The organism is Listeria grayi (assembly GCF_900638015.1).
Classification (GTDB): Bacteria; Bacillota; Bacilli; order Lactobacillales; family Listeriaceae; genus Listeria; species Listeria grayi.
Genome location: NZ_LR134483.1, coordinates 487,244 through 511,891 on the forward strand (window position 1 = coordinate 487,244; position 24,648 = coordinate 511,891).

General features: G+C 42.5%; 21 protein-coding genes. 16 read left to right on the top strand and 5 right to left on the bottom strand.

The window, feature by feature from the left end; all coding sequences use genetic code 11:
- Positions 1 to 11: 11 nt before the first annotated feature.
- The 3 genes from EL241_RS02330 to EL241_RS02340 all read left to right on the top strand — a co-directional run bounded on the left by EL241_RS02330 (position 12) and on the right by EL241_RS02340 (position 4,572).
- Positions 12 to 1,118 carry a PTS fructose transporter subunit IIC gene (locus EL241_RS02330; protein ID WP_003757600.1) on the top strand — a complete coding sequence of 369 codons (1,107 nt, stop codon included), beginning with the start codon at positions 12 to 14 and terminating at the stop codon, positions 1,116 to 1,118.
- Between the two features lie 14 nt (positions 1,119 to 1,132).
- Entirely contained in the window at positions 1,133 to 3,724 is a 2,592-nt protein-coding gene (locus EL241_RS02335) for an alpha-mannosidase (protein ID WP_126320316.1), read from the top strand.
- 125 nt (positions 3,725 to 3,849) lie between these two features.
- On the top strand, positions 3,850 to 4,572 hold the full coding sequence (locus EL241_RS02340; protein ID WP_036103219.1) for a GntR family transcriptional regulator: 723 nt from the start codon (positions 3,850 to 3,852) through the stop codon (positions 4,570 to 4,572).
- Between the two features lie 37 nt (positions 4,573 to 4,609).
- Here the strand turns inward: EL241_RS02340 and EL241_RS02345 are convergent, their stop codons facing one another.
- On the bottom strand, positions 4,610 to 5,809 hold the full coding sequence (locus tag EL241_RS02345) for an enolase C-terminal domain-like protein (protein ID WP_036103222.1): 1,200 nt from the start codon (positions 5,807 to 5,809) through the stop codon (positions 4,610 to 4,612).
- Positions 5,810 to 6,064: 255 nt separating this feature from the next.
- Between EL241_RS02345 and EL241_RS02350 the strand changes: the two genes are divergently transcribed.
- The 12 genes from EL241_RS02350 (at position 6,065) to EL241_RS02405 (ending at position 19,293) form a co-directional block, all read left to right on the top strand.
- Positions 6,065 to 7,900 (top strand): glucose PTS transporter subunit IIA, encoded by a 1,836-nt coding sequence (locus EL241_RS02350; RefSeq protein ID WP_126320317.1) that lies wholly within the window; start codon positions 6,065 to 6,067, stop codon positions 7,898 to 7,900.
- Positions 7,901 to 7,925: 25 nt separating this feature from the next.
- Positions 7,926 to 8,579, top strand: a complete 654-nt coding sequence (locus tag EL241_RS02355; protein WP_003757611.1) for a bifunctional 2-keto-4-hydroxyglutarate aldolase/2-keto-3-deoxy-6-phosphogluconate aldolase — start codon at positions 7,926 to 7,928, stop codon at positions 8,577 to 8,579.
- Positions 8,576 to 9,562 carry a sugar kinase gene (locus tag EL241_RS02360; protein WP_036103224.1) on the top strand — a complete coding sequence of 329 codons (987 nt, stop codon included), beginning with the start codon at positions 8,576 to 8,578 and terminating at the stop codon, positions 9,560 to 9,562. The genes EL241_RS02355 and EL241_RS02360 overlap by 4 nt, the downstream gene beginning before the upstream one ends.
- Before the next feature lie 97 nt (positions 9,563 to 9,659).
- Positions 9,660 to 10,415: a MurR/RpiR family transcriptional regulator gene (locus tag EL241_RS02365; protein ID WP_003757613.1), complete on the top strand. Its 756-nt coding sequence runs from the start codon at positions 9,660 to 9,662 to the stop codon at positions 10,413 to 10,415.
- A gap of 304 nt (positions 10,416 to 10,719) precedes the next feature.
- Positions 10,720 to 12,024 carry a PTS sugar transporter subunit IIC gene (locus tag EL241_RS02370; RefSeq protein WP_003757616.1) on the top strand — a complete coding sequence of 435 codons (1,305 nt, stop codon included), beginning with the start codon at positions 10,720 to 10,722 and terminating at the stop codon, positions 12,022 to 12,024.
- 14 nt (positions 12,025 to 12,038) lie between these two features.
- Complete coding sequence (locus EL241_RS02375; protein ID WP_003757618.1) at positions 12,039 to 12,290, top strand: hypothetical protein; 252 nt, start codon at positions 12,039 to 12,041, stop codon at positions 12,288 to 12,290.
- 301 nt (positions 12,291 to 12,591) lie between these two features.
- Positions 12,592 to 13,317: a DUF981 family protein gene (locus tag EL241_RS02380; RefSeq protein WP_036103229.1), complete on the top strand. Its 726-nt coding sequence runs from the start codon at positions 12,592 to 12,594 to the stop codon at positions 13,315 to 13,317.
- 357 nt (positions 13,318 to 13,674) lie between these two features.
- Complete coding sequence (locus EL241_RS02385) at positions 13,675 to 14,682, top strand: ABC transporter ATP-binding protein (protein ID WP_003757622.1); 1,008 nt, start codon at positions 13,675 to 13,677, stop codon at positions 14,680 to 14,682.
- Positions 14,683 to 15,624 carry an ABC transporter ATP-binding protein gene (locus EL241_RS02390; RefSeq protein ID WP_036103232.1) on the top strand — a complete coding sequence of 314 codons (942 nt, stop codon included), beginning with the start codon at positions 14,683 to 14,685 and terminating at the stop codon, positions 15,622 to 15,624.
- A complete protein-coding gene (opp4B, locus tag EL241_RS02395) occupies positions 15,624 to 16,592 on the top strand; it encodes an oligopeptide ABC transporter permease (protein ID WP_003757628.1) in 969 nt (322 codons plus the stop codon). The genes EL241_RS02390 and opp4B overlap by 1 nt, the downstream gene beginning before the upstream one ends.
- A gap of 19 nt (positions 16,593 to 16,611) precedes the next feature.
- Positions 16,612 to 17,514, top strand: coding sequence for an ABC transporter permease (locus EL241_RS02400; protein WP_036103235.1), 903 nt, complete (start codon positions 16,612 to 16,614; stop codon positions 17,512 to 17,514).
- An 18-nt stretch (positions 17,515 to 17,532) separates the two neighbouring features.
- Positions 17,533 to 19,293: an oligopeptide ABC transporter substrate-binding protein gene (locus EL241_RS02405; RefSeq protein WP_036103238.1), complete on the top strand. Its 1,761-nt coding sequence runs from the start codon at positions 17,533 to 17,535 to the stop codon at positions 19,291 to 19,293.
- Positions 19,294 to 19,333: 40 nt separating this feature from the next.
- Here the strand turns inward: EL241_RS02405 and EL241_RS02410 are convergent, their stop codons facing one another.
- From EL241_RS02410 to EL241_RS02420, 3 genes are all read right to left on the bottom strand, one after another.
- Positions 19,334 to 20,701, bottom strand: coding sequence for an amino acid permease (locus EL241_RS02410; RefSeq protein WP_003757635.1), 1,368 nt, complete (start codon positions 20,699 to 20,701; stop codon positions 19,334 to 19,336).
- Positions 20,702 to 20,836: 135 nt separating this feature from the next.
- Positions 20,837 to 21,703, bottom strand: coding sequence for an LptM family lipoprotein (locus EL241_RS02415; protein ID WP_036103241.1), 867 nt, complete (start codon positions 21,701 to 21,703; stop codon positions 20,837 to 20,839).
- A gap of 215 nt (positions 21,704 to 21,918) precedes the next feature.
- Positions 21,919 to 22,311, bottom strand: a complete 393-nt coding sequence (locus EL241_RS02420) for a DUF4064 domain-containing protein (protein WP_036103244.1) — start codon at positions 22,309 to 22,311, stop codon at positions 21,919 to 21,921.
- Positions 22,312 to 22,562: 251 nt separating this feature from the next.
- Here EL241_RS02420 and EL241_RS13755 point away from each other — a divergent pair, with 251 nt between their 5' ends.
- On the top strand, positions 22,563 to 22,949 hold the full coding sequence (locus tag EL241_RS13755; protein ID WP_003757640.1) for a 3D domain-containing protein: 387 nt from the start codon (positions 22,563 to 22,565) through the stop codon (positions 22,947 to 22,949).
- Between the two features lie 141 nt (positions 22,950 to 23,090).
- Here the strand turns inward: EL241_RS13755 and EL241_RS02430 are convergent, their stop codons facing one another.
- Complete coding sequence (locus EL241_RS02430) at positions 23,091 to 24,614, bottom strand: AMP-binding protein (protein WP_036103250.1); 1,524 nt, start codon at positions 24,612 to 24,614, stop codon at positions 23,091 to 23,093.
- Positions 24,615 to 24,648 lie beyond the last annotated feature (34 nt).

Sequence of the window (24,648 nt, forward strand, 5' to 3'; positions counted from 1 at the left end):
GAGTGACGAATATGTTTAAGAAGATAGGAAATGAATTGAAAAAACATGTTTTAACTGGTATTTCATACATGATCCCGCTTGTTATCGCTGGCGCCGTTATCATGGCAGTAGCAAGGGTAGGGGCAACGTTTTATGGGATCACGGACATCTGGGATGGGAAATATGGCGACAGTGCCAATGGTTTGATCGCATTGCTTCATAGTTTAGATGGTTTTGGTGGGTTAGCTTTAGGGATGATGTTCCCAGTGATCGCCGCATTTATCGGCTATTCCATCTCGGATAAACTGGCGATCGCGCCGGGACTTGTCGGCGGATTGTTGGCAAAAGATCTCGGTGCAGGATTTCTAGGCGCTTTGGCAGCAGGTTTGATTGCCGGCTATGCCTGCTTATTGATCAAAAAATATGTAAAATTACCAAAAGCTGCAGCATCGATTGTTCCCGTCTTTTTAGTTCCTGTTTTCGGAACGCTGATAACGGTATTAGTTATTAATTATGTGGTCGGTGTTCCCTTTGCCAATCTGAACACCGCGCTTGAAAGCTGGCTCAATGGTCTTTCCGGTACCAATCAGATCTTAATGGCAGCAATTATCGGTGCCATGGTCGGTTTTGACTTAGGTGGACCAGTAAACAAAGCAGCTGTGACTACAGCAATGGCACTATTGACAAGCGGGATCTATGCACCAAATACAGCGGCGCAAGTAGCCATTATTATTCCTCCACTTGGATTGGGTCTAGCAACTCTGATCGCTAAGAAAAAATATAGCGCCGAACTGCGCGAAGCCGGAAAATCTTCGCTCGTAATGGGGCTCGTTGGTATCAGCGAGGGAGCGATTCCATTTGCTGTCGAATCCCCGCTAAAAGTAATTCCTTCTACAGTGATCGGTTCCGCTGTCGGCGGAGCACTCGCAGTAGGACTAGGTGCAGTGAACCAAGCACCGATCAGTGGCTTTTATGGCTGGTTTACAGTCATGCACTGGCCGATTTATGTCTTATCGATCGCAGTAGGAACTGGCGTCGTAGCTGGACTAGCAGTATTGTTCCGCGGGAAAACGACAGCTACGGATCAAGCACAAGAAGAAGTAGAAGATTATTTTGATGACGCAGAATGGGAATCTTGAGTTAGGAGGAGCATATGATTAAAGCACATATCGTCAATCATACACATTGGGACAGAGAGTGGTACTTTACAGCGATGGACGCTTTAGTACTCAGCGAACAGCTTTTTACCGATGCGATCACCGAATTAGAAAAAAATCCCGAAGCGAGTTTTGTTTTAGATGGTCAGCTTTCGATCTTAGATGATTATTTGGCGCTATATCCGGAAAAATTATCGAATATCCAAGCATTGATCGCCAAGAAACAGCTTTTTATTGGACCATGGTTTACGCAATCAGACGCATTTCATGCGCATGCTGAGTCTATCCTTCGCAATGGCATGATCGGTGTTTTTGAAAGTAAAAAGTACGGAGAATATATGGATATCGGCTATCTGCCGGATACATTCGGATTTAACGCTCAGGTGCCAGCTATATTGGAACAACTTGGTCTCGATACGTTTATCTTTTGGCGGGGGATTCATCTTGGCAAACATGTCAGCAGTCCCTATTTCAAATGGCAGGGCTTAAACGGCAAAAGCGAAGTATATGCGGTCAATATGCCTCAAGGTTACGGTACAGGCATGCTGCTCGAACCAACCAAAGAGTTTGTCGAAGGCAGATTAGATCCGGCGATCGAATTTATTCAGCAATTCGGTGACAACCGCGAAGTATTGATCCCTTCCGGAAATGATCAGCTAGCGATTATTAAAGATTTCTCGGAAAAGATCACCAAAATCAATACGATTGGAAAATACACCTACGAATTGAGTACGTACGCGGATTTTCTAGAATATGTCAAAGCGCTGCCAGATCTGGAAACATACCAAGGCGAGTTCCGCAGCCCAGTTCTAGCACGCGTTCATAAAACGATTGGTTCCAGCCGAATGGATATCAAGTTGAAAAGCGCGCAGCTGGAAGCAAAACTGCTTTATCGGATCGAGCCGCTGCTTGTCATTGCCAAAAAAGCTGGGATCCATATCAGTGAACGTTTGCTGATGACTGCTTGGAAAAAAGTGCTGGAAGGAGCCGCTCATGATAGTTTAGGAGGCTGCGTTTCTGATACCGTCGCTGAAGATATCCTGCATCGTTTTAAAGAAGCAGAAGAAATCGCCGATAGCATCGAGAATACCATCAGCAAAAAACTAGCAGAAGCTTTGGGACTCAGCAATCAGGAAATACTACTCTTCAATACAGCGCTAACGACTTTTGAAGGTACAAAAGAAGTCCAAGTCATTTCTTCGACGAAACAAATCAGCTTTCCAGAGCATCCGGAGGCGGTGATTGTTGAGGCAGACTATGTCGAAGTACGCGAAAATGTATTGTTTGAAACGCCGGCAGGAAATGAATATATCGAAGAACCTGGATATTATTTGCTACGCATCCAGTTGCCTGTTAAACTGCCGGGGCTAAGTTATCAAGTCGTTTCTTTCCATTCTACTAAGCAAGAACTTCCTAGTATGGAACAAAAACCAACTGCTCAGATCAGCAATGACTTTATTACCGTTTCCTTTGAAAATGGTGTGTTGACCGCTGAAACAGCATTTGGAAAAAGAATCGAACAATTCCTTTCCTTTGTAGATGAAGCAAATGCTGGAGACACCTATGATTTTTCTCCGTTAGTCGGCGACACGCCAGTCAAACTAACCTTCCAAACAGCAGAAATAAGTACCGCAAAAGGCGTACAAAAAATGAAACTGAATGGAAGTTATACATTGCCTTATGATCTGGAAAATCGACTGCTAACCCCGCACAAAGAAGGAGTGTTACAACTAACTGCTACGCTCACATTAAAAACGGGCGATCCACTTTTACATGGAGAATTGCATGTCAAGAACTCGCTTAGGAGCCATCGTTTACGCCTATTGGTCGAGACGGGCATCGAAACGGATCATAATCACGCGTCTCTTCCGTTTGGCTTTATTAAACGGACAAAAGGAGTGCCGGCGGACTGGGAAGCTACCTATAGTGAAATGCCGATCGACATTGAACCACTGGAACAAAATATCTCTGTTTCGGATGAAGAAGCAGTTTGTTCGGTATTTACAAAAGGGATAAAAGAGTATCAGCATCAGGGAACGGTATTGGCGCTGACGTTACTAGCAACGACGGATCAGCTGGGGAAACCGGATCTTGTTTATCGTCCTGGCCGGGCATCTGGTGATACGACCAAGCGCGGACACATCTTGATGGCGACAGAAAAAGCCCAGTTGATGGGCGACTGGAACTATGACTTTGCTATTTCTTTCGCACAAGGAGCCTTTTCAGAAAAAAACACAGCTCAACTAGGTAAATATTTTGCAGCAGAAAACGTGGATTATCTGCGTCAGGATTATAATTATTTTCTACACCGCCTAGATAATAAAATCCAATCGACCGGACAACAACTCACCGTGCCGCAAACACTCTCAGTGATCTCTTTGCCAGAAGATATTCTGGTATCGGCTTGTCATCCGTCTTATTACAAACAAGATCAGTACCTGATTCGGATCGAAAACCCGACTGGCGAAGCAATCGAGATTCCAACGATCTTACAGCAGGCTGAGCAAATCAACGCATTAGAAGAAATACAGGAAGCAAAGCGAAATGTACCTGCCTACAGTGCACTAACATTCCGTTTACCACTATAAAAGCAAAAGTACGCCAGATCCCGTGGCGTACTTTTTTTGTTGAAAAGCAAATTAGCTCCACACATTTTCCGCAAACATGCTATATTCATTATGAGCCTATTTTTAAAAGAAAGAAGCGGATCGTTATGAAGAAAAAAGAATTTATTATCCAAGATCTATTAAGCAAGATCTACCAAAATCACTATCCAGAAGGCAAGCTACCGACGCAAAGGAGTTTAGCTACTTTTTATGAAGTTTCGCGTTATACGATCCAGGATGCGATCGCCAAACTGCGTGATATCGGCGTGATCGATGTGATCCAGGGATCAGGTATCTTTGTGCGGAAGAATGTGAACCAAAATCCGCTTATCTATAACTCGATCACCGCGACGCCATATCGGCGGATCACTTCCAAACCAATCTACCTGCGTAAAGAAAAAGCGACAGAAGAAGATCAACGGATTTTTGAATTGGCGGAGAATGAGGATATTTGGGTATTCCAACGCATTCGGATCGTCAATTATCAAATCGTTCAGATCGAAACTTCCCGTTTGCCGTATAAACTATTTCCAACTTTAAAGGTAGAAGACATTGCCCACTCGATCCAAGCCTATATCCAGCAACAAAATTATACGATTTCTCACTATATCACTTCTTACAGCCCTGTCACCATCAATAAAGAGCAGTCACAGCTAATGGGCTGCAAACGAGGAATGCCAGCTATGAAAATCGAGAACCGCTGTATTCTGAAGGGCGGGATCGTCTATGAATATAGCGAGGTGACAGCCCTTGATTACACCTGTACGTATATTACACCGTTTAATAAAGAGAATCACCGCCAGCGTCAGAGTGATCAGTTGTTTATTTAAAAAAAGCGTGAACCTTTTGAATAGGTTCACGCTTTTTTCATGGCGTTACGATCGTTCCATCAGGAATCCGGCTTTGCGTCCATTCATGGGGACGATAAGCGATTGGATAGTCTGCCGCAAGTTCTTCCACGAACGCCACGCCGATACCAGCTTTTTCGATTGGATAGAAGTAGCCAGCTTTTGGGCGCGGTATATTCGTGAACAGTTTTTCTGTATTCTCTTTGATGTCGATGTTTTCTTGGATTGCCGCATTATGCAAGTGGATGTTCAAGTGTGTATTCACAGCCATGCCGATCGGTGTTATATCGGAAGGCGTGTGCCAAGCCATTCTGATCCCCATTGCATCGCAGAAATGAGCGAGTTTGAGAGCTGGCGTAATACCGCCTAATTGGGAAACATGGCAACGCATGAAGTCTACTTGGCGCCCAGTAACTAATGCTTTCCACTCCATCGGATTATTGAATAATTCTCCCGTTGCGATCGGGGTAGCAGTCTGCTGACGAATCTGCGCAAGCCACTCATTTTGATCAGGCGGCAGGATATCTTCAATGTAATAAGGCTTGAAAGGCTCTACATCTTTGGCAAACTGCAGCGCTTGATTAGGGAACAAACGCTCATGGACATCGTGCAAGATCTCGAAGTCATAGCCATACTTTTCACGGATCGCTTGAAACATTTTGACCGTTGTCCGCATATAATGACCTTGATCGAAATAAGAACCGGAAGTCGGATTATCGGTCGTATGGAAATTCGTAGCGTTTCCACCATAAAAACCAAGCTGACAGCGGATATGGTGATAGCCCTCTGCACGGATCTGATCGATCTGACCATAAAGTTCGTCTAGATCATCAGCTACTGCATGCGTATAAGCAGCGATCGCATCGCGTGATTTCCCGCCAAAAAGTTGATAAAGCGGCATATCCGCGAGCTTCCCTTTGATATCCCAAAGCGCCATATCGATTCCAGAAACAGCGTTATTCGTCACAGGACCATTGCGCCAGTAACTATTTACCATCATCATCTGCCACAGATCCTCAATATTATTCGCATCTCTTCCAATCAGAAGCGGCGTTAAGTATTCCTCTACCATTGTTTTGACTGCCAAAGGACGTTGTTGAAAGGTAGCACATCCGTATCCCGCAATACCTTTATCAGTTTCTACCTTTACCACGACAAGGTTATGCCGATCAGGCCGGATAACATAGCAGTGGATATTTGTGATCAATGTCGGATTCATCAAAATTCCTCTTTTCTAATTCTTGGATAACTCTATTGAACCACCTCAAGACGGGCGCTGTCAATTTGGATCGAAAGAATGAGCTATTAACAATAAAAACCAGTCCAATTTCGAAATTTATATTTAGAAAACGGCTTTATATCAATGATTTAATTAACAATTGATTGATTTTTGTCCGTTTTGCTTATCTGGCATTCTATGTTATATTTTTTCTTGTAAGCGCGCACAAAAATTTGAAAAAAAGGAAGGGTAATCATGGATAAAAAAGAGCAAGTCGCAAAAACCATCATTGAGAACCTTGGCGGAAAAGCCAATATCAATAATGCGTGGCATTGTATGACTCGATTACGTTTTGATATAAAAGATGAATCATTAATAAAAGAGGGAGCCATTAAAGACATTCCCGAAGTAGTAGGAGCACAAAATCAAAACAATCAATATCAAATCATTATTGGAACAGATGTTGACGATTATTTCCAACCGCTCGCGAAAGAGCTAGGCATTGATGAAGATGGTACAGAAAGCGATGGGAAACGTGAAAAACGTGGGCTTGTAGCGATGTTCATGGATATCGTTTCTGGTGTATTCGGACCAATCGTACCTGCGATCGCCGGTGCCGGAATGATCAAAGGGCTTATCGCCGGGTTGGTGGCGCTGAAAGTCATTTCCGACCAAAGTCCGACCGTTCAAGTTTTAGATATGCTTGCCAGTGGCGTTTTTGTATTCTTACCATTCTTTGTAGCTATCTCGGCAGCAAAAATCTTTAAGACGAATCAATATCTAGCGGTCGCTATTGCCGCTTCGATGCAGTATCCAACGATGACAGCAGCAGTAGCAGCTGGCAACGTCAAAGCATTCCATTTATTTGGATTTATCCCGATTCCAGTATTTAACTACGCAGGAACGGTTATTCCAATCATTTTCTCAGTATTAGTATTAAGTTATGTTTATCGCTGGGTCGATCGACTACTGCCAAGAGTGTTGCGAACAGTTTTCACACCGACATTCTCTTTATTTATTGGTGGTTTGATTGCCTTAGTTATTATTGGACCGATCGGCATTTATTTAGGCGACGGACTTGCTTGGATCGTTCAAGGCTTGTTTAAAATTTCTCCGATCGTGGCTGGTATCGTCGTTGGTGCGATTCGACCAGTTGCTATTCTTACCGGTCTGCATCACGCGATGACACCGATCGCATTGCAAAACTTTGCGAATCAAGGCTACGATATGCTGATGCCAATGATGTTCATGGCAAATATGGCAATCACCGGTGCAACACTTGCGATGTACCGCAAAGCAAAAACGCAACAAGAAAAATCGGTTATTATTTCTTCCGCACTTTCTGGACTGCTTGGAATCACAGAACCAGCTCTCTTCGGTGTTTTGACTAAATATAAACGAGCATTACTAGCAGCAACGATCGGTAGTGCCGTGGCTTCTGCCTTTATCAGTGCCTTTGGCGTTCGGATCTATGGTTATATTTTATCAAGTATTTTCAGTTTGCCGGCCTATATCGGTAAATACTTTATCTTCGCTGTCTTAGGTATCATTATTGCGATTGCTGTTTCCTTCGTGGCTGGTATTTTCCTTGTGAAAAAACCTGCTGACGATGAAAGCGAAAAAAGTGAGGAAACAGAATTAGAATTAGCTGCAGTCACAACTGGAGAATATATAGCGCTGGAACAAGTAGCAGATCAAGCATTTGCATCAAAAGCACTTGGCGATGGTTATGCGATCAAACCAGATAGAAATGAGGTATTTGCGCCAGTAGCCGGAGTAATCAGCACGATCTTCCCGACAAAGCATGCGATCGGGATCACCACACCTTCTGGGGTAGAAGTATTAGTCCATATGGGGATCGACACTGTTAGCTTAGCAGGTAAACCATTTGAAACGCTTATCCAAGTTGGTGATAAGGTGGGAACAAAAACACAGATCGCTTCTATGGATATCGCCGAAGTAGCTTCTGCTGGAAAAGATATTACGATCATGGTAGTTATCACGAATATGGATAAGATCAAAGCAATGCCGAAAGAACAAAAAGCGACATACACGGCAGGCGAAGAGATCGGCTTCATTGCATTAAGTTAAAAGAATCAGATTTGGAGATGTTAGAATGAAACGAGTAGGGATTTTGAAACAATTAGAAGAAAAAGGTGTGATCGCAGTTGTTCGCGGAGAGTCGATCGAGAGAGCATTTCGCACCTGTGAAGCTATCGTAGCTGGCGATATCCGCGTACTGGAAATCACGTTCACGATCGAGGGCGCAGATCAGTTGATCCACAAATTAAAAGCAGCATATGCTGACGACGACATTGTGATCGGTGCCGGAACCGTTTTGGACGCCACTACTGCCCGGATCGCCATTTTGGCAGGTGCTTCTTTCATCGTGAGTCCTACCTTTGATAAAGCAACGGCGAAATTATGCAATCTCTATCAAGTCCCTTATCTACCAGGTTGTTTGTCCCCACAAGAAGTGCAAACTGCATTGACTTATGGTGTAGATATCATCAAACTCTTTCCGGGCAATGTATTTGGACCTTCTTATATCAAAGCAGTCAAAGGACCATTTCCATATGTCAGCATGATGCCGAGCGGCGGAGTGAGTACAGATAATATAAAAGAATGGATCGATGCTGGCGCCGTTGCCGTCGGTGTGGGCGGTAATCTAACTGCTCCGGCAGAACAGAATGATTTTGCAGCAGTGACCGACCTTGCAAGAGCTTATTCCGAGGCTTTCCAAAAGGCTAAACGGGGCGATTCAGCATGAAACAAGTTGTAACAATCGGCGAAATGCTGATGCGCTTATCGACGCAACAAGGTATCCCATTTTCGCAAACGACCGCTCTGGATATCCATATTGGCGGAGCGGAAGCAAACGTTGCTGTTAATTTGTCGAAACTAGGCCATCCAACCAGAATCGCAACAGTCGTACCGGCTAATCCGATCGGGAAAATGGCAGTAGAACATTTATGGCGCCATCAGGTGGATACCGCGTTTGTGGTAGAAGCAGGCGATCGGTTGGGAACCTATTATTTAGAGAGCGGCACAGCGCTGAAAGCTCCTAGTGTGGTGTACGACCGCCAACATTCCAGTTTTGCCAGGCACAAGTCAATGGATTGGGATCTATCAGAACTTTTGAAAGATATTCGGGTACTGCATGTGTCAGGCATCACGATCGCCTTATCGACATTCTGGTTGGAAGTGGTAGTAAAAATCATTCGCGAAGCCAAGCGAAACGGCATCAAGATAAGCTTCGATATGAATTACCGCGCCAAACTTTGGAAACTTGAAGTAGCGAAACGAGCCTATCAGCAACTGCTACCTTTAGTGGATTACTGCTCGGCAGGTCAGATGGACGCTGTAGCATTCTTTGAGATCCCAAGCGAGACCAAGGATTATTATCAAGCAATGCACGATAAATTTCCCAATATCGAACTCTTCTATGCAACAAAGCGAACCGTGATTTCTGCCTCGCATCATTTGTTGCAGGGACATTTATGGACACAAGGGGAGTGCTGGGAATCTGAAGAGTATGCGATCTACCCAATCGTGGATCGTGTCGGCGGCGGTGATGCTTATACTGCCGCAGTCCTCCACGGTATCCTTTCCGAATGGCGACCGGATGAAACGGTGAAATTCGCAACTGCAGCAGCAGGTTTAAAGCATAGTATCCACGGTGATATCAACCCATTTGATGAAAAAACGATTGCTGATTTTGCGGCTGATAAAAGTCGCGCGATCGTTCGCTAAAAGAGCAGCACAATACGTGCTGCTCTTTTTAAATAAGTAAAACTATAGTAGTATGGGGTAGAATGACGAGAAAAAGCCCAGAAAGCAAGGTGAAGATATGCTGTTCCTGAATTATAATCCAGAATTAAGCAATATTGATGTGGAAATATATAAATATGTGACCTCTCATTTAGAAAAAGTCGTACTGATGCGAATCCGTGACTTAGCAAAAGCAACCCATTGTAGTACGGCAAGCATTCTTAGGTTTTGTAAAAAATTTGATTGTGCCGGATTTTCCGAGTTTAAAATCAAACTGCGCATCTACTTAGAAGAAATGGAAGAAATCCCGAAAACACATACCGTCGATGAATCCGCCTTTATGAATTTTATCCAGCGAAGCTCTGAATCATTTTATCAAGAACGAATCGATGCTGCAGCTGATCTGCTAGCGGATAAAGATCTTGTGGTCTTCATTGGCTCAGGTTCCTCGAACATCATTGCCGAGTACGGCGCGCTGTATTTTTCTTCTATCTTCAGTATGGCTTTCAGTATCGAAGACCCGGAGAACCATCCCGTTTCCTTTTTCAATAAAGGATTGGCCGAAAAAACCTGTGTGATCGCCCTTTCAGTAGGTGGGAAAACGAAAAGTATCACGAATTATCTCAATCATTTTATTGAGAGCAACAGCTCGATCATTTCGATCACCAATAGTGCCAACTCGACGATCGCCCGACTTTCCGATATCAATATCCCTTATTACATCTCGACCGAAAGTATCGGCGACAGTGACATTACTTCGCAAGTGCCAGCACTTTATACAGTCGAATATTTGGCAAAAGAAGTGCGGAAAAAGAAAGCAGAATCAGCGAAATGATTTTTCTGTGACAAACCGGTGAAAAAGAGACAGAATACAAAAAAGTAACAAGGTGTGACATTTTGACGAGATTTTTGCTTCTGACTTAAAAAAGCAACGAATAAATAGAAAGGTAAGCATTGGAAATAAAGGCTTTGTCAGCATGATCAAACGTTATCGATTTGTAACAATTCTTTTTCTTGTGACATCTTGAATTGGAAAAGTGACATCGCACTGCTACGAGCATTTACTTCTAAAATTTGGAATGTTATCATGCAACTGTAAAAGCGCTTACTTACATTTCTAAAAAAAGGAGTAAATAATTATGCACAGAATCATGAGTTTTTTAGAGCGATATTTTCTACCAGTTGCTGACAGAATCGGAAAGCAAAGACATTTGGTCGCTATCCGAAATGGTTTGATCTCAACATTGCCGCTTACGGTGGTTGGCTCCTTGTTCGTTATTTTCCTTAACTTGCCGATCAATGGTTATGAAGAGTGGATCGCCCCGATCAGACCAATCCTCGATATTCCGTTTCGATTTACCGTTGGTGTAATGGCATTGTATGCTGCATTCAGTGTTGGGCATTTTTTGGGAGAATCCTATAAAGTAGATCCGCTCAGTTCCGGATTGCTGTCAACGCTTGGTTTTTTGATAAGTGTAGTGGTACCTATCCAAGTAACGGATAATGTAAAGGGAGTGATCGATGCGGGTCGCTATTTGTCGATTGGCGATCTAAGTTCTACTTCCCTATTTGGAGCAATTGTTACTGCCATTATTTCCGTTGAGATCTATCGTTTTCTGCTTCAAAAAAACATCACGATCAAAATGCCGAGCAGTGTTCCTCCTGCTGTATCCAAGTCCTTTGCCGCATTGATCCCGACATTTGTCATTATTATTTTATTCGCGATCATCCGCTATGGTCTGCATTTTGACATTAACAGTACCGTCACATTATTAGTAAGTCCGCTCAAGCAGTTATTAGTCGGAAACAGCCTATTTGGAGGCTTGTTGACTGTTCTTTTGATCCAGTTATTCTGGTCATTCGGTATCCACGGCGAGGCAGTTCTCGGTCCAATTATTCGGCCGATGTGGGATTCCGCTATTTTGGAAAATATGGATGCTTTTGAAAAAAGCGGTTCTGCGGCACACTTGCCAAACTTATTTACAGAACAATTCCTACAATGGTTTGTCCAAATCGGTGGTTCCGGAACTACGATCGCACTTGCGATCTGGTTCCTGACATCAAAAGTGAAGTTCGTAAAACAGATGGGCCGGCTGACGATCGTTCCAGGTATTTTCAACATCAATGAGCCGATCGTATTTGGTACACCGATCGTGATGAATCCCATTTTGATTATTCCCTTCATTTTGACACCAATCGTCTTGACGATTATTTCTTACATCGCAACGATCTTAGGGCTTGTCCCAATGATGATGGCCAAGCTGCCATTTACCATGATCGGGCCGCTTGGTGCGATGATGAGTACAAACTGGAGTATTGGAGCTGCGATCTTAGCGATCATCAATCTATGTATCGCACTTGCAATCTATTATCCGTTCTTTAAAATCTTTGAGAAACAACAATTAGAACTGGAAGCGCAGCGAGAAGCAGAACAAGAAGCATAAAGGAGAGGAAGACGATGGGAAATGAAACCGTGTTGATAATCTTATTTATTATTTCATTTATCGCTGCTCAAATTTTTCTATACAAATGGCCGAATAGTTATCGTATCCGTTTTCGGTTCGTATTTATTGTCAGCTTAGTCGCTCTGCTGGTGGGAGCATTCTTCAGTGCACTCGTAATCGGCAATGCTTATCTATTAGTTATTATGGTAGCATTTATTGGTAGTTGGTTGACGGGCACCTTTAGAAGAAAATTCAGCAGCCGCTGATATGGAAAAAGCTCTCTGATGAAGAGGGCTCAGCTTGACGAAAAACGCTCATCTTCGTCGTTAAAGTCTGTGTTCCGATGCTCACGTACATAAGTACGCTCTGCTTCGGTACTCGACTTTGCCTAGAATCTAATCATTTTTCGCCAAGCTGGGAATAGCCCGGAAATGATTAAAATAGTGTTTTTCTTTAGTCTGAAAGCTCTCTGATGAAGAGGGCTTTTTTTATAAGCAGAAAGTGAGCGCAATAAGTAAGTTACTGCTATATTTAAGATGTAAGCGAAATCAAAAGGAGGGGTCGATAATGGTTATTAATTGGTCTGTTACGGCAGTATACAACACCATCATGTCAGTATCAACAGGGGTAGCACTATTACTGATTTTACGATTTGGTTCGCACATCAAAAAGGGAAAAGCTAGTCCTTTAGAAGGCTGGGCAGTAGGCTTTGGGATATTAGGGGTTATTTTGACGATAACGGGCGCCCATATGTCGCTCACATGGCCGCTGTCAAAAATCGGATTCCCATTCGATGACATCATTTTCGGTGAGCCAGTCTTCGCATTTGGAGTTTTACTGCTTGGCGCCACCGTGCTCTTATTTAGGCGCGTTAGTGCTTATCGCAGGGCAGGAGTAGAGGAAGGAGACGGCAAAGCGATTTCCGAACGGTTAGCAACCGATTTGCCCTATCTATTAAAACCGCTGTCTTACTTCGGAGCTGCGATGGGTCTAGCACTGATTGCGATCGGCTTTGCAGGTGTCGGCTTTCAGCTATTCGCTGCACCGCCTCAAGAACCGATTTCGGGACTGTTAGCAAATTATCCATTTATAGAAGCCAGTTTCATTTCTTTGCTATATGCGATCACAGGAGTCGGCGCTGCGCTATTTCCATTTATATTAAATCCGCAGCCATCCGCCGGGCTTGTTAAATGGATCCGAATCCTTTGGCTTATTGCCGGGATTGTCTTTGTAGCATTCGGTGTCATGAACTACTTTACCCACATTGGACTTATCGTGCATACAATGAAATAATGAAATTTCGAGAACTTCCGATAAAGGAAGTTCTTTTTTTTGATTAAAAAAACATGAATATGTGAGGTAATAAAAAATATTTTATAGAAAAATAGTGGGCAAAGTAGTTTTTTTATTTATAAATTAAAAGAAATATTTAATTCCTCACTGAAACTGTTTTTACAAAAATATACAAGTAAATATAATAAAAACTACAAAAAATATCGATTTTTATGAAATAGGTTACAAAAAATAGGCGTTTTTTAATGTCGTGAAAAACTATTGACAACTAATTGTAATTGGTTTATCTTAATTATGTAATATTCAGATATTTCAAACGAAATAATGGATCGCTATAAAGAGAAGAGGTAATGATAAATGGGAGCAGTTTTAGAAGTTAGAAATTTAACAACTTCATTTCGGATCGATAACAACTACTATGCAGCAGTTGATAACGTGAGCCTTGACATTTATCCCAACGAAACGATCGCGATTGTGGGGGAATCAGGTTGTGGAAAAAGCGCGCTTGCTTTGGCGCTGATGAAATTACACGACCCACTCCATACACGCATCAGCGGGGATATTTTTTTTCATGAAGAAAAAATAACTGAATTTTCTGATAGAGAATGGAATAAAATTCGCGGTTCCGGTATCAGTATTATTTTTCAAGATCCGCTTACAGCACTCAATCCTTTGATGACCGTTGGAAAACAAATTGAAGAAAACTTGGATTATCATAGTAATCAATCAAGTAAAGCCAAGTATCAAGCGGTATGTGATCTGCTTAGGAAGATAGGCTTTGATAAACCGGAAGCGTTATATAAACGCTATCCGCATGAACTTTCTGGCGGTATGCGACAACGGATCGTTATTTCGATCGCGATGATCAATAATCCCTCCGTCATTATTGCGGATGAGCCGACTACTGCATTAGACGTAACGATTCAAGCACAGATCTTGGAGCTGCTGCGCCAGATCAAAATCGAATATGATTCCAGCATTATTTTGATTACGCATGATTTAGGTGTAGTAGCAGAAATGGCTGATCGCGTTGCAGTGATGTATGCAGGAGAAATCGTCGAGCTTGCCCCGGTGGCAGAGTTGTTCGATGATCCGAAACATCCGTATACGAGATCGCTTTTTAATTCCATGCCACAAGTGGCAGAAAAAGAAGCAAACTTACATGTCATTGAAGGAGTAGTGCCAGCTTTGCAAGATATCGATCGTAAACATTGTCGTTTTGCCCCGCGGATTCCGTGGATCGATGCCGAAGCCCATGAAGAAAATCCAGAATTGCATGAACTTTCTGAAGGCCATTTCGTACGATGTACATGCTGGAAACATTTTCACTTTCGGACGGAAAATGAACAGAAAGAAGGACTTTAAATGGCGTTATTACAAATAAAAGATCTGAAAGTGCATTACCCGATCCGCGGCGGTCTTCTAAAGCGAACGGTCGGACATGTTAAAGCAGTAGATGGTTTGTCGATCGATATCGAAGCAGGTAAGACCTATGGGCTGGTCGGAGAATCCGGCTGCGGGAAGTCCACGACTGGGCGGGCGATCTTAGGACTGACAAAATCGACCAGCGGAGATATTTCGTTTGAAGGACAGGATCTAAAGCAGCTGATGCATCAAAACAGGCATCCATTGCGCCGTGATATCCAAATGATCTTCCAAGATCCTTATAGTTCACTGAATCCCAAAAAACGGGTGCTCGATATCATTGCAGAACCGCTGCGGAATTTCGAAAAAATGACGAAAAAAGAAGAACAGCTCTATGTGCAGGATATTTTGGAAAAAGTCGGAATGAATCCTAATGTGATCTATAAATATCCGCATGAATTTTCAGGTGGACAGCGTCAACGGATCGGAATCGCCAGAAGCCTGACGTTGAAGCCGAAGCTGATCATTGCAGATGAACCCGTGTCAGCACTGGATGTTTCCGTGCAAGCACAAGTACTCAACTTTATGAAAGAGATTCAAGAAACATTCCAGCTTACATACTTATTTATTAGTCATGATCTGGGAATCGTGCGCCATATGTGTGATGAGATCGGGATCATGTTCCGCGGTCGTCTGGTAGAGTCGGGCGTGGCGGAAGATATTTACGAACATCCTGAGCATATATATACCCAACGTTTGATCGCCGCAATACCAAATATCGATCCTAAAAAACGAGAACAGCAACATTTGCTGCGGCAAAACACTTTAAAGGCGTTTGAAACAAGACAAGGTGAATTTTTTGACCAGGAAGGGCTCCCTTATCCTCTAAAACAAGTCAGCGAGTCGCATTATGTTGCATTGCCGCAAGGAGGGAGTTACTGATGGGGAAATTTATTGTGAGGCGTATCATTGTGATGCTGCCGCAGTTACTTATTTTGAGTATCTTGATTTTCGTCTTGGCAAAATTGATGCCGGGAGATGCGTTATCTGGAATGATTGGCAGCAACCCGCATTTAAGTGCTGCCCGTCTGGAAGAGATCAGGCAGTCGCTCGGATTGAACGATCCGTGGTATACCCAGTATTACCATTGGATCTTGCAGTTGCTGCATGGTGATTTGGGCATATCATACGGTCACCAGGTTCCTGTTGTCAATATTATCGGTGATCGGATCATGAACACTTTCTGGCTTGGTGTTGTCAGTCTTATCCTTACTTATGCGATCGCTATTCCACTAGGGATATTGAGTGGTCGGTATCAAGACCGGACGATCGACAAATTTGTTGTCGGTTATAACTATTTGAGTTACGCGATGCCGATCTTTGTATTCGCTTTGCTGATGCTGTTCGTTTTCGGATTTGTGCTGAATCTTTTCCCAACATCCGGAAGTGTTTCACCGGATGCAGTGAAAGGAACGTTCGGCTATTTTATGAGTAAGTTCTATCATTTGCTGCTGCCCGCCGTTACGATCGCCTTTCTGCAAACGACGACGACGATCCAGTTTTTGCGCAATGAGATCATTGATACGAAGCCGAAAGATTTTGTAAAACTAGCCCGATCCAAGGGCGTTCCGGAATCCAAAGTCTATCGTCGGCATATTTTGCGCAATTCCATGTTGCCGATTGCTGCCTTTCTAGGTTTAGAGATCACAGGCGTCATTGCCGGCAATATTTTTATCGAGCAGATCTTCAGTTATCCAGGGCTAGGTCAGCTGTTCTTATCTTCCATCACCCAGCGTGATTTCCCGGTCGTCACGGCATTATTGATGATCTCCGGGCTGTTGACACTGCTGGGAACACTGTTAAGCGATATTATCATCAGCTTGATCGATCCGCGCATCCGCGTCGATTAAGAGAAAGGAAGTGAAAACGATGGAAATTGAAAAAAGCGAAGTATTACTGGAACAAAATCAGAAAGCTCCTTCGAGCATGCGGATCTTAATTAGGGAAGTTTTTCAAGATAAAATGGCGATGATCTCGCTTGTTTTTCTAGCCATTTTTATCGTCGTTATCTATGGTTCGATCTTCGTGGTCAATCAAGATACGGTCACACATGTCGATCTATTAGCACTCCAAAGCGCGCCAAGTTCCGCCCATTGGTTAGGAACGGATACAGCAGGACGCGATATTTTCGGTCAGCTGATCATCGGCGCGCGCAATTCCTTTACGATCGGCTTTTGCATTACCCTTTTTTCCGCGGTCATCGGACTTACTCTGGGACTTATTTCTGGCTATTTCGGCGGGGTATTAGACAATTTGATCATGCGTTTAGTTGATTTTGTTTATATTTTGCCGATGCTAATGATGATCATCGTGGTCGTAACGATCATTCCCAATTATTCCATCTGGGCTTTTATCGGGATCATGACACTCTTTCTCTGGGTAGGAAAAACCCGGCTGATCCGCGCCAAAGTATTATCTGAGCGCCAAGCCGATTATGTGAATGCTTCCAAGACATTAGGAACGGCAAATTGGAAGATCATCGTTTTCCAGATATTGCCTAACCTCAGCTCCCTGATAATTGTCAACTTTACGCTGACGCTAGCTGGAAATATCGGAATCGAAACGGGATTAAGTTATCTCGGTTTTGGACTACCGGACAGCACCCCAAGTTTAGGAACACTGGTCAGCAATGCGACGGACCCCGATATCATTCAAAGTTATTGGTGGATGTGGCTGCCGGCCTGTTTATTAATATTAGTGCTTATGCTGAGTATCAATTTTGTCGGACAATCCATTAAACGTGCGACCGATGCTCGTCAAAGACAATCATAAAAAATTGGAGGGAATAGAATGAAAAAAAGAACTAGAATCAGTTTGATCAGTATCATCATTGGTGTGTTGCTTGTACTTGCAGCTTGTGGCGGGAACTCGGGCTCAAGTGATAAAACGAAAGAAGTGAAGAAAGACTTCCCATTAGCTACTAAGGGAGACGGGAAGGCAAAAGCGGACGGTGTTGCTAATGTAGCACTCGTATCCGATACGCCGTTCCAAGGGATCTTAAACCCGGCTTTCACACAAGGTACTCCGGATCAAGAAATTGAAAGTTTCTTTTATCCATCACTTTTCGGTTTAGATAAAGATTATAATATCGCCAATAACGGGGCAGGGAAAATCAAATTCTCTGACAACAATAAAAAAGTGACCGTTACTCTCGATGATAAATTAGCATGGTCAGATGGAAAACCAGTTACAGCGGATGACTACATATTTGCATTTGAAGTTATCGGTAATAAAGATTATGACGGCGTTCGTTATGATGATACTTTTAGCGGGATCGAAGGCATGGATGGTTATCATGCAGGTAAAGCAGATAAGATTTCGGGAATCAAAAAAGTAGACGATAAAACTGTCGAACTCACATACAAAGCAGCCAATCCAACCTTACGTGCCGGCTTATGGTCTTACCCAATCCAAAAAGCTGCATTTAAAGGCATCCCAGTTGCAAAAATGAGCGCTTCTGACCCCGTTCGTAAAAACCCAGTCGGCTATGGACCATTTAAAATCAAATCAATGGTTACCGGCGAATCTGTCAAATTTGTAGCAAATGAACATTACTATGCTGGCAAACCAAAATTAGCAGGCGTGAACTTGTCTGTCGCAAGTCCAGATACGATCAATGAATCCTTGAAGCAAGGGAAATATGATCTAGCGCTCTCGTATCCGACCGCACAATATGACCCTAAAAAAGTACCTAGCAATGTCACTTTCCTAGGGGACAATGATCTTTCTTACAGCTATCTAGGTTTCAAGCTAGGACATTATGACAAGGAAAAACAAGAGAACGTAATGGATAAAAATGCCAAAATGGCCGATCCGAAACTTCGTCAGGCTATGGCGTATGCGATGAACAATGCAGAAGTAGGTAAATCACTCTACAAAGGTTTGCGTACTCCGGCTAACTCCCTGATCATCCCGAACTTCACTTCTTTCTATGATAAAGATCTGAAAGGCTACACCTATGATCCTAAAAAAGCGAAGAAATTGCTAGCTGATGCTGGCTATACGAAGAAAGACAAAGATGGCTATCTACTGACTCCAGACGGCAAACCGCTTGTTATCCACCTTGCTTCGATGTCCGGAGACAAGATCGCTGAACCGCTAGCTAAATTTTACATCCAAAACTGGAAAGACATCGGTATCCATGTAGAATTGACAGACGGCCGCTTGATGGAATTCAACTCCTTCTATGATCGAATCGAAAAAGATGACAAAGATATCGACATTTACTTAGGCGCTTGGGGAACAGGCACAGACGTTAACCCAGCAGGACTTTACAGCCGCACATCAGCTTTCAACTATAGCCGATATGTAAGTAAAGAAAATGACAAACTACTGGCAGAAGGTCAATCTGAAAAAGCCTTCGATACGGCTTATCGTGCGGATGTTTACAAAAAATGGCAAGAACTGATGGTAAAAGATGCACCAGTTGTACCGACACTTTTCCGTTATTCACTCAATCCAGTCAACAAACGTCTTCAAGGTTATAGCTTAGATCCAGAAGTTTACAATACGTATCAAGAAATGTACGTTACTGATAAAGCAGCAAAATAAAGAAAAAGTCCTCCAAAGCAACAGCCTTGGAGGACTTTTTCTATTTAACGGATTGATTTCGTTTCTTTACAAACGTATAAACCACAAGCAGTAAGATAAACCACGCAGGTGTGATAAAGAGCGCTAGCCTTGTTTCCGCCGAGAATGCTAGCACGACCAGAATGGCTGCTAAAAATACCAAGATCACGATATTGGAAATCGGGAAAAACGGTAATTTAAAACGGTGTTTCTTCGCTCCCGGTGCCATTGTTTTGCGATATTTATAATGACAGATCACGATCACGGCCCATATGTACAAGAAACAGACGGTTGAAATACTGGATATCAATGTAAAGACTGTTTCCGCACTTGGAATCAAGTAATTCAACGCGATAACAATAAAGATGACGGTAACAGAAAAATATAATGCCCGTGACGGTACATGACGTTTATTGATCTTGCTAAGCGTCTGCGGGGCGTTTTTTTCCATCGCCAGTGAATAAACCATACGGCTGGTACTGAATACAGCACTGTTGCAAGCTGAAGCGGCAGAAGTAAGAACGATAAAATTGACGATGCCCGCCGCTGCGATAACGCCGACAGTAGTAAATACCTGAACAAACGGACTTTCTGAAATGCTGATTTTATTCCAAGGATAGACGCTCATGATCACAAACAACGAGCCAATATAGAAGATCAAGATCCGTAGCGGGATATTATTGATCGCTTTTGGCAGTGTTTTTTCCGGATTTTCTGTTTCCCCAGCAGTCAGACCAACCAGTTCGATCCCAACAAAGGCGAAAACGACCATTTGGAAAGAGAGTGCAAAACCATGAAACCCATTCGGAAAGAAGCCGCCATGACTATATAAGTTGCTGATCGCCACATGTCCGGTACTAGTAGGATAATGCAAGACGATCAAAACGATCCCCGTTGCGATCAATGCCAAGATCGCAATGATCTTGATCAACGCAAACCAGAATTCCATTTCTCCAAAGAGCTTGACCGTTGCCAGGTTCATGATCAAAAGAATAAGCAACGCGATCAATCCAGGAATCCATTGAGGTACGCTTGGAAACCAGAAAGAAATATAAAGCCCAACTGCCGTAAGGTCTGCCATAGCGATACAGATCCAGCAGAACCAATAGGTCCAGCCCGTTACGAATGCTGCTCCTTTGCCTAAATAGTCATGAACAAATTCCACGAAAGAGTGATATTCTGTGTTAGATAACAATAGTTCGCCTAATGCTCTCATAATCAAAAAGCAGATGATCCCCGTGATCAAGTAGGCAAATAAAATCGATGGACCAGCAAGATGGATAGCTCTTCCTGAACCTAAAAATAATCCCGTTCCGATCGCGCCACCGATAGCAATAAGTTGGATGTGCCGATTTTTTAGATTCCTTGCGAGTGTCTTATTTGGTTGCATTCTGTAAAAACCCCTTTAATCCATTTTTAAGTTCGACAAAAGCTGTTTAGAAATCAATTATATCATACAGAATTCGTCGAAATTAAACGAAAACATGAAAAAGCTGTAACAATGAGAATCGTCACAGCTTTTCGATCATTTATCAAAATGCAAAGCTTCTTGTAAAATCTTGATTGGTTCTTTTCCGGAAATCGAATAGACCACGGTTCCTTCTTGCCACATAATATTATGGTCATCTTCATTGAGATTGAAAATAATGCTACCGAATTGATGTGGTATCGGCAATGTCAGTTTATTCAATAAAGCAACGGTTTTTCGTGCAAGTGCCAGATTTGCTTCTGCATCGATCGTAGAAGAATGGACGGAGATAGCCCATCTGCCTTCATTCCAGGACAAATATTTTTGACCTGCACCGGCATCCGAATAACCTTGGATACCAGAACCTAAATTAACAGGATTGCTCCCGGTATTGCTGTAATTTTCAAAATTGATAGCCGCCTGCGCTTTATCAATGGAAGCGTAAGTTTTTTTCATTACAACGCTGTTTTTTAGCGCAGCTTTAGGATCATTCAATTTCTTATTATTGATTGGAATCGGCTGAGCACTCTCAAAGAATGTGACCGTATAATTGTTGAAATCGCCGCTGGTCTTTGCAGTAAGATGATTGCCTTCTTTTAAAAGCGGTACTACTTGTGGCAGTGAGATGGCAGCATCCACTTGACCTTTTACTGCTTCGATAACTTGTGATTCTGTTAAGGGCTTGGCATCTTGAGCAGGAGCTTTCGTATCTTCCTTGACTTTTGGTTCAGCCTTCTCTTTGTCGCCTGTCGCGCGAGCTGGCTGAGATTTCTCCTTGTCTTTTTTACTAGTTGTTTGCTTATCCTGTTTTTCTTGTTTGCTACTCGATGAATCAGATGTAGCGGGGGTATCATTTTTTTGAGAACAACCAGCAAGGAGTACAATGGAAATGATGAAAATCAAGAAAAATAGTGATTTTTTCAAAGTAATCCCTCCCAGGGGGTAGATATTTATGATGAAAATAACGCATAGAAAACGATATTTTATTTTTAAGAAAGCAAAAAGCTTACAAGAATGATGATACCATATATTACAATATTTTTACATAAAAAACAAAAATATTTCTATTTTCTTTGAAATTAGGAATAGTGGGCATAAAAAATCACCCTACCCATATATTAGGAGGGTGACCATGAAAGTTAAAGTGTAACTTTACGCGCTAGGCATAAAATCCCGGCAATGATTCCTAAAACACCAGGAACGATCCATAAAAATTGCAGTAAGAAAAATCCTGCGACACTAAGAATTAAAATGATGATACCGAACATTTTTGCATTCTTCTTGATCTGAAAAGAAAGTACAAATAAGATGATTGCAACGATCAAAGCAATAACAGCTAAAATCATCAGCTTGCTACCGATAGAATCGAATTGCTGGATATCACTGCTAGACATTTCCAAACTGCTTTGCATGTCAGTTGAATTACCGATCATTTTAGAAGCACTTGCTCCGATCATTCCAGTAATAGCAGCAATGATACCTGTGATTCCTCCAATAAGTGTTAAAATAAACTCTGGTTTGCGTGGATTCATTTCATTTCCTCCTTTTTTCCCTTTTTTGAGTATAGCATAAAAAACATGTAGCAAATGTGGAGATTTTGTGAACAATTTCGTGGAATAACACCGGAAAACGAGGTTTTTATTTAGTTTTGTTACAAAATGTGTGGTCCTGCACAAATAAAGTCGTCAAATTGCTTTCGTTTCGTAACCTTGCCGCAATATTTAAATGGTAAGATTAAAAAATCTTATACGAAACGTAAAATAAAAAAAGGCAGGTAACGATATTGAATTTTAAAAAAGGTCTAGTTGGGTTATTATGTATAGTCGTGTTGGGATTAGCATTAGTAGTTCCTCACTCCGTAAATGTAGATGCGAAACCGAAGAAAGCAAAAACGATCACTGTCAATGCTAGTGCTTATTCCTACAAACAAAAAGGAATGGGTCACATTACTTCAAAAGGTATCAACTTAAAAAAACATCCACGTGTAATTGCCGTAGATCCTAAAGTTATTCGTCTTGGAAGCAAAGTTTATATCCCAGGTTATGGCTATGCTGTGGCTGGTGATACTGGCGGCGCGATCAAAGGAAAGAAAATCGATGTCCACATGAAGACCGTAGCGAAAGCGAAAAAATGGGGACGTAAAAAAGTAAAAATAAAAGTATACAAATAATAGATTAACGAACCAAATAAACGGGTAAAGTTTACTAACTCATTTATTTTGTAGTTGACAGTCACGCGTTTTGTGGCTGTCTTTTTTTATGGAAAATGAAAAAAGAAGCCATCACAACACTCGGCTTCTTTTTTCGATTTATTAAGCTTCTGTTAGTTCTTTTTCCAAGCGTAGGCGCTGTACTTTCATGGTCGCTGTGCGCGGAATCTCTTCAGATCTCATCAAGATCGGCTGATTCAGGTGCGGTAAGTCAGAAATTTTCTCAAACCACGCGTCCCAATTCATTTCCATTCCTTCTCGGGTAGCAAGGATCGGCTGCGGGCTTCCCTCTTTTCCGCGAATGATCACGACTTCTTCTAGAAAATCCAGTTCATCAAGCAGTTTGTCCTCGATCGCAAGTGTACTTTCAATGTTTTCTACCAAATCGACTTGACGGTCTTGCAAGTACAAAATACCAAAGCGGTCTTTCATACCATAATCGCCGCTATCCCACCATTTGCCGTACACATTTTCTTGGAAGCGGGCGTCTTCTTTGAAATAAGTGAGTGCGCGTCCTTTAGAAAGCAATTGGATATTGCCACTTGTACCGGCTGGGACAACATTTCCATCAGTATCGACGATTCGTGCTTTTGTCAGATTTGGCATGCCTAGACCCATTGCGCGTGCATTCGTCTTCCTTAGCGAACGTTTGGTATGCGGGCGAATGATCATCGGACCGCATTCGCTTTGTCCATAAATTTGCAGAAAGACGGGATGTTTATAGGAAGAACAGTGTAGAAAAGCGGACATTGTTTCTTTATTGATCGCATCAAAAGTAGAGTGATAATATTTCAAGCTGGCAAATACTTCTGGTTTGCGTTTTGCCAAAGAGACCCATTGTACAAAATGATTTGGGTGTGTTTCCAACGCTTTCGGCTTATATTTCAATAAGGTCTGTTCCACATTATCTAAAGAAGGATTTGCGATCGCAAGGAGCGGAAAGCCTTTTATCATGAGCGAAGATATGCCAATGTTGTAGCGGGAATGGACGGGTGAAATGTGGAAAGCGACTAAGCCTTTTTTATCGATCCAGCTAAGCACATTTTTTTGCAATTTTGTGCGCCAGCCCATCGAATTAGCCGAGTGAGCAATCAATTTGGGAACACCAGTCGTGCCAGATGTATGTGTCATATAAGAAATCATATCTTTCGGAAGGAAAACTTGTTCGCATGGCTTTTGGCTGGTGACTTCCAGAAGCTCGGACAATGCGATCAATTTGTCAGCAGAAAGATTTTTCAGTTCACTACATTTAGTAGCAGTGTGGGAATCACTGATCAACCATGGATCGTCTAACCGGCCAACTAAGATATCCATTGTTTCGGCGGGGAAATGAGGAGAAATCATGATCGGTACTGCGCCGAGATAAGAAACAGCAACTGCTAAGAGATAGGTATCGAATTTAGCCGATTTGAAAATAACGACTTTTTCTTCTTTTTGAACACCAATTTCGTTCAATTGTCTAGCACGGCGGATGACCGCTTGTTTACAATCCAAGTAGTTCGTTTCTAGCTGCAGCTCTGGGAAGGCGGGTAAAACTTCATCAAAATACATGGGGCTTTGCGGAAAGCGTTCTGCCGCTTCTGCAAAATTACTGAAAAGATTAAGGGGTTTATATTTATGGAACATTTTCATTTCTCCTCTGTTCGTTTATGAACTAATT